Annotated in this window: 6 protein-coding genes; 3 read left to right on the top strand and 3 right to left on the bottom strand. The window is 41.4% G+C overall.

The window, feature by feature from the left end:
* Nucleotides 1–324 precede the first annotated feature (324 nt).
* Nucleotides 325–579, top strand: coding sequence for a TIGR03643 family protein (locus H5185_RS20575; protein ID WP_124016432.1), 255 nt, complete (start codon nucleotides 325–327; stop codon nucleotides 577–579).
* 82 nt (nucleotides 580–661) lie between these two features.
* Here H5185_RS20575 and H5185_RS20580 read toward each other — a convergent pair whose 3' ends face one another.
* On the bottom strand, nucleotides 662–3145 hold the full coding sequence (locus H5185_RS20580) for an ABC transporter permease (RefSeq protein ID WP_182743034.1): 2484 nt from the start codon (nucleotides 3143–3145) through the stop codon (nucleotides 662–664).
* Nucleotides 3145–3891 (bottom strand): ABC transporter ATP-binding protein, encoded by a 747-nt coding sequence (locus H5185_RS20585; protein WP_124016430.1) that lies wholly within the window; start codon nucleotides 3889–3891, stop codon nucleotides 3145–3147. Before H5185_RS20585 ends, H5185_RS20580 begins: the two co-directional genes overlap by 1 nt.
* Nucleotides 3892–3952: 61 nt before the next feature.
* Between H5185_RS20585 and H5185_RS20590 the strand changes: the two genes are divergently transcribed.
* Both H5185_RS20590 and H5185_RS20595 read left to right on the top strand, forming a co-directional pair.
* Nucleotides 3953–4510, top strand: coding sequence for an arylesterase (locus H5185_RS20590; RefSeq protein WP_182743035.1), 558 nt, complete (start codon nucleotides 3953–3955; stop codon nucleotides 4508–4510).
* Between the two features lie 173 nt (nucleotides 4511–4683).
* On the top strand, nucleotides 4684–5754 hold the full coding sequence (locus H5185_RS20595; protein WP_182697019.1) for a DUF3083 family protein: 1071 nt from the start codon (nucleotides 4684–4686) through the stop codon (nucleotides 5752–5754).
* A gap of 91 nt (nucleotides 5755–5845) precedes the next feature.
* On the opposite strand, the gene sohB is transcribed toward H5185_RS20595, so the two are convergent.
* Nucleotides 5846–6751: protease SohB (sohB, locus tag H5185_RS20600; protein WP_182743036.1), on the bottom strand; the 906-nt coding region annotated here is incomplete at its 5' end.

Genomic DNA, 6751 nt, shown 5'->3' on the forward strand with positions numbered 1-6751 from the left:
ATTTAATATAACTGAATTACACTGTAAGCCAACTTAAATCGCCGCCCCCCGTACTCGTATTGATAAAACCTTATCTTAATTTATAGTATCAATGACTTGAGATTGAGTTGATAAAAATTTTTCCACTCCAGTTGGTCAAGACGCATCATATACTCACGCTACATAAACATCACTCACTTATACTCGAGTTAACCATTAGGGTTAGTCAACTTAGGTCCATACTTTAACAAATTGATTAATCCTTAGCACAAATCATACAAACACTAATCTAAACTCAGTTAACTAACGTACTGAAGTGCAAATCCAATAACATTATGATACTCAATGCTATCACCACAAGACACTTCAAGGATCATTGAAATGGCATGGGAAGACCGCACGCCATTTGAAGCCATTGAGCACCTTTATGGCTTAACCGAATCAAATGTGATTAAACTTATGCGCTCATCACTCAAACCCAATAGCTTTAAGTCGTGGAGAGCCCGTGTTAGTGGCCGTAAAACCAAACATCTTAAACTGCGCCCAGAAGGAATTGATAGAGCCTATTGCTCAACGCAATATAAAATGCCTCAAAAGTAATCTCATAAATGATTAACTAAGGTAAAAAAGCAGCATAAAAAAGGGAGATGACAATGCATCTCCCTTAAGATTTATAAGTACTTTAGCCCTCTTTTAACATGTCACTGCACGACTTATTAAGTAACTGACGACAACGCCATACCCCAAGAATCGCCACAATGATTGCTCCAGCAATTGGCGTTATCCCCCACCAAGGCCAATGCATATAAACGACCAACTCAAACACTTGGGTTTTAAGCATGTACAAAGCAAACTCAGCAACAATGACTGCCAATAAACCTGCGATGGCCCCAAGTAAAGCAAATTCAAATCCAGTAGCCGCTCTTAATAACCAACCTGATGCACCAAACGTTCGCAATACCGCCAATTCTCGCTGCCGAGTCGCCATACCAGCTTCAGTCTGGGCTATCAGTACTAAAGCACTGGCCAGTAACACTAGAACCAACACTAATGACAAAGATAATGACACTTGATCGATAATTTGTCGTAACTGTTCAACCATAGCGCCAACATCAATAATCGATACGGTCGGGAATTGTTGGATCAATTGCAGCACCACTTGATTCGCGCTCAGTAGGCTGCCGTCCGCGGCTAATTGCGCATCATTAAGATGAAAGCTCGCCATCGAGGTATAAGCAAATGGCGCCAATGCTTCTGGGGTAAAAATCATGAAAAAATTAGGCTGTAGAGTTTCCCATTGAACCTGCCTTATGCTGGTAACCTTAACCGAGAAGGCTTGATTATCTATGCTATAGGTTAGCTTATCGCCCAACACTATACCTAAGCGATCAGCAACACCAGATTCAACCGACACATCATTGCTAGCCTGATTAAACTCACCTTCAAGGAGCTTATTATTAGGTGGTAAGGTCTCTCGATACGTTAAGTTTAGTTCACGAGAAATACCTACTCGCCCTTCAACACCGTCCTCAGACTGCTTGCCTGAAATCAACTCTTCATCATTAATATGCGTCAAACGACCACGAACCACAGGATAAATGTCAGTCGCATTAATATGATTAAGCGTCAAAAAGTCATTCAATGGTTTAGCATCTTCAGGCGCGATATTGACTAAAAAGTAGTTAGGGGCATTTTCAGGTAACTGCTTTTGCCATTCATTGAGTAAATCTTGGCGCAAAGCCAAAATCGTTAACAGTAATACTAACGCACTGCTAAAACCGACTAATTGCACCGCATTTTGGCGCGCACGGCGGCGAAGACCAGCCAAAGCTAATTGGAAAGGATTGGTGGTTTTCATGCCAATACCATGACCAAAACGGATCATCACAAATCCAAGCACGCTTAATAACAAACCTAATAGTAGTACTGCAAGCACCACTGTCATGGTCAAGGCTAAACTTCTTGAATATAAATAGCCTAACAAAGCCATGGCAGCCAAACTTAATAGCAGATGTAACCACATCCCCAGTTGCAAACCTTCTAATTGACGCTGCAATACTCTTAAGGGGGGAATGGCTAACAAGCGCATTAATGGATAAGCCGAAAACATAAATGCACTAATCAAACCCGTGCTAACGCCCAGTAATACAGGGCGTAAGTATGGTGGTGAATAAGCGGCGATTTCTTTAGGCAGAAATGCCGTTATACCAAGATCAAGTAATACTCCGCCCAGCAGACCCAGTGCAATACCCAGTAATGTCACCAAAGACAGATGCAGTCCGAATAATACTCTAATTTGCTTACCCGAGGCGCCAAAGGTTTTGAGCATGGCAACAACATCATAATGGCGTTGGCAATAACGCTGCGCCGCAATACCAATCGCCGCACACGCAAGGGCTATACCGAGTAAACTGGCAAGCAGCAGGAATCGCTCAGCACGTTGCACCGCCGAAGCGATCGGAGAATCTCCCGACTGCACGTCTACCCATCTTTGGCTGTTATTGAGTAAAGGTTTAGCTTGCTGCTCAAATACGGTTAATTGATCAGCATTTCCGGTAAATTGGTATAAATAGGTCACCCTACTGCCAGGCTGAATAATACCTGTCGCCGCCACGTCATCTAGGCGGATCAGTAACACTGGCGAAGATGCAAACGGATTAAAACCAGCATCAGGTAAACGCTTAATCTCTTCGGTTAGTGATAGCTCACTATTGCCTAACTCAATGCTTTGCGGGAAACCAAGTAAACCACCTAGACGACTCTCAAACCATGCTTGACCTGTCTTTGGCATCGCCTGAGTGACACCACTACTGAGTTCGATATCGCCTTTTAATGGGTAACCATCACCTACAGCTTTGACCGTCACTAACTGAAATTTATCTCCGGAATATACCATCGAATTAAATTGCATATTGGTGACATGGGCGAGACCAAGCTTATCCGCTATGGTCAGCACTTGTGGGTCAAGCTCAACTGGCGAGTCAATAATACGGTCGGCAGCAATAAAGTTGGCCGCTTCACCGTTAATAGCAACTTGTAAACGCTCACTGACTCGCGCAAGCCCAGTTACTGATAACACTGCTAAGGTAATCGCCAATACAATAAGAATTAATTGCCCTTGAGCGAGTTCACGTTTAAACAAGCGCCACGCAATTTGCCATTCCATTAATTAACCTCCGCAGTAAACTCAGAGTGTTGTTGACTCGAGAGATTGACTACATTGGGTTCTGATAAGTGACCATTTTCCATCACTAACTGCCGGCCACAGCGCTTCGCAAGATGCAAATCATGAGTCACCAAGACCAGCGTGGTGTCACTTTCTTGGTTTAAAGCAAACAGCATATCGGCAATTTTGTCACCGTTTACACTGTCCAAGTTGCCTGTGGGTTCATCTGCAAACAATACTTTAGGCTCGCAAATAAAGGCTCTAGCAATGGCAACGCGTTGCTGCTCGCCACCAGATAATTGTTTAGGTAAGTGATTTAATCGATGAGATAAACCAACACGCTCGAGCATGGATTGAGCTTTTTGTTTGGCATCTTTAACACCAGAAAGCTCTGCTGGTAACATGACATTTTCTAAAGCCGTTAACGTGTCAACCAACATAAATGACTGAAAGATAAAACTGACTTTTTTCTTACGCAATGCGGCTTTTTGTTCTTCATTTAACCCAGATAGTGCTACACCATCTAACACAATTTCACCAGAGCTAGGAGTATCTAATGCAGCAAGCAAACCTAGCAGTGTCGACTTGCCTGAACCTGATGGTCCCAAAATGGCGATACTGTCTCCTTGCTTGACTTCTATATTAATGCCGTTGAGGATAGTCAACTCTCCCTCTTGGGTCACGACAGTTTTATTGAGGTTAGTTACAGTAATGGCACTGATATTTCGATCGATATTATTAGACATACAATCCTTCTTCTATTCGTCACTTAAACGCGTGCTTAGTAGTGTGTTTTTACTGATAGTAATGAGTGTACCAACCTATGCTGCCACGATTTTGATATTGGGTGATAGCTTAAGTGCAGGCTATGGCATGTCAGAAGAGCAAGGATGGGTGCAATTACTCCGCAACGAACTGCCACAGCATCAAATTATAAATGGCTCTGTTAGTGGTGAGACCACGGCGGGAGGATTACGAAGACTCCCGGGTTTACTGACCTCAAGCCAACCTGACTTAGTTGTCATTGAGCTAGGCGGTAACGATGGATTGCGGGGTTTTCCGCCCAGCAAACTGAAATCAAATCTTACACAAATCATTACCTTATCACAGCAACATGGCGCCAATGTTTTATTAACCGAGATAATGGTACCACCTAACTACGGCCCTAGGTACGCCAAATCTTTTACTCAGATTTACCACCAATTGGCCGATGAATATAGCATTAAGCTAATACCCTTTTTCATGCAAGATATTGCGCCAGACAAATCTCTAATGCAGCGTGATGGCATTCATCCAAATGAGCAGGCGCAACCTACTATTACGCAATGGATGTTACCTTGGATCACTCAAGTATTATCCGAGTAAACACTTAAAATTAAATGAGTTTTGCTTAATATGTTAAAAAAAAATTAATATAGTGATCAAAAGTCATTTTAATTTAAGCATCTGTGTTTAAAATGGACACAGCAAGCAGATTAAATCACAATCAATAAATAACGATAAACTTTAGACAACAACAAAGGCAATAAGGAAATAATATGTCCGTCAGTCGTCAAAAAAAAGTATACTTGCCAACAGCAACACGTAAAAATCAATACATTACCATTGGTTTTCCATTAACCGATGAATACCTTAATACGTATGCTGACTTAGAAACTTGTTATGATGAGTTTAGTAAACTTGTCTATCAACTCGCCGAAAAACAAGAATTATATAACGTCCACGTTGTCACCACTGACAAACTGCCTATGGTTCGTTTCCATAGCGAAGCTTACTGCTTAAGTTCAAACGAACAATTACGTTTCTTTTATAATCCAGCCCACCATGAAGCTAACCGAATCCACAGCACCCCTGGGTTTCGAGCACGCAAATTACGTATTGTGTTCCTAGCCACAGGTGATGATCTACGCAGTAATTCAGCGAGTTTCCACAGTAAAGTTCAGCATTTTATTTCTGAACTAGCGCCATTATTGCCCGTTAAGAATGTGCCGATAAAAATTCGTGACCATCAACATATTTCTTATGACTTTTTTGCCAAAGCCAAAGGCTTAAAAGAAACTTATGGGTATAAATTACGAGCGGTTGATAGTCGCTACCAACGTCGTCACTGTGAACTGCCTGAAAACGTCAGTACTCTAAACTACGTTACCATCAATATCCCAGTTGATCGCAGGATTAAAAAACAATTACTGGCTAATGATAATGTCGACTTTGGCAGTATTTATCAAAATGTTTATGACAAGTTTGTCCAAGCTACGCAAAGTAAACAATTAAGCCGTGTCGCTATGGTTGCTAATGGTAAGTTGCCATTGGTACGTAATAGTAAATATGAGCAACTTACTAGCACTGATGAATTCCAAATGATTGGTTTTGACCCAAATGTCCAATCACCAGCACCTATCGGTCACTGGGACAGCAATAAACTAGTCGATGTATTTCGTTTTGTTATTGTCGCTGGCAAGAGTGATGAAACAGATGAAGGCTATGGTCGCTTTATGAACCAAGTTGAAGATGCGTTACGAATATTTACGCAAGAATTTGATATCGACAAAGAACACGTTGATGTCATCTTACGCTTCCACCAGCATATTAGTTATAAAGCACAATAATCTGAATCATTCAGTTTGATGCTTAATATAAAAAACGACAGCAAAGGCTGTCGTTTTTTTATGATAAAACGTTTTACTTACCATAATCAGATTAAACCGATTGATTGCGCTCAATCAGTTTATTCATGACAGCATTAACTGATAACGAGGCACCATGGGCAATTTTATCAGCCAGTTTTTTCTTCATTTGATATCTAATTTTGATGACTTGATGAGTTTTTACAAAGTTTAGAATCACATCATCACTGGTAGACACTTCATCAATCAAGCCTAAATCGATTGCTTGTTGACCATACCAATGCTCTCCAGTGGCAACTTTGGCGATGTCCATACTTGGACGATAACGACCAACGAACGCCTTAAATAGCACGTGTGTCTCTTCTAACTCTTGTTGGAATTTAGCACGACCTTCATCTGTATTCTCACCAAATACCGTTAACGTTCGCTTAAAATCACCGGCAGTGTGTTGCTCATAGTCAATATCATGCTTTTTAAGTAAACGATTGAAGTTAGGCACCTGCGCTACAACCCCTATCGACCCAACAATAGCAAATGGTGCGGCATAGACTTTGTTAGCCACACACGCCATCATATAGCCACCGCTTGCTGCCACTTTATCAATACAAATCGACAAGGGGATATTGGCTTGGCGTAAACGGTCTAACTGACTTGATGCTAGGCCATAGCCATGAACCATACCGCCACCACTTTCAACATTTACCAGCACTTGATCATCTTTATCGGCAATAGTTAGAATAGCCGTCACCTCTTCACGTAATGAGGCTACCTCACTGGCATCAATACTGCCTTTAAAATCAATTACAAATACTTTCCCTTTGGTTAAATCTTGTTTCTCAGCGGCTTTCTCTTCTGCTTTTACTTGCTTTTCGTAGGCCTTAAATTGCTTTTTAGTCAGTAATTCTTCTTTCAACTCGTGTTTAAGTTGAATTAGCTCGTCTGAAATATCGGTCAGGCGTAATTCACCTTTATCAGCTTT

The sequence above is a fragment of the Shewanella sp. SG44-6 genome, assembly GCF_014164185.1.
GTDB lineage: Bacteria > Pseudomonadota > Gammaproteobacteria > Enterobacterales > Shewanellaceae > Shewanella > Shewanella vesiculosa.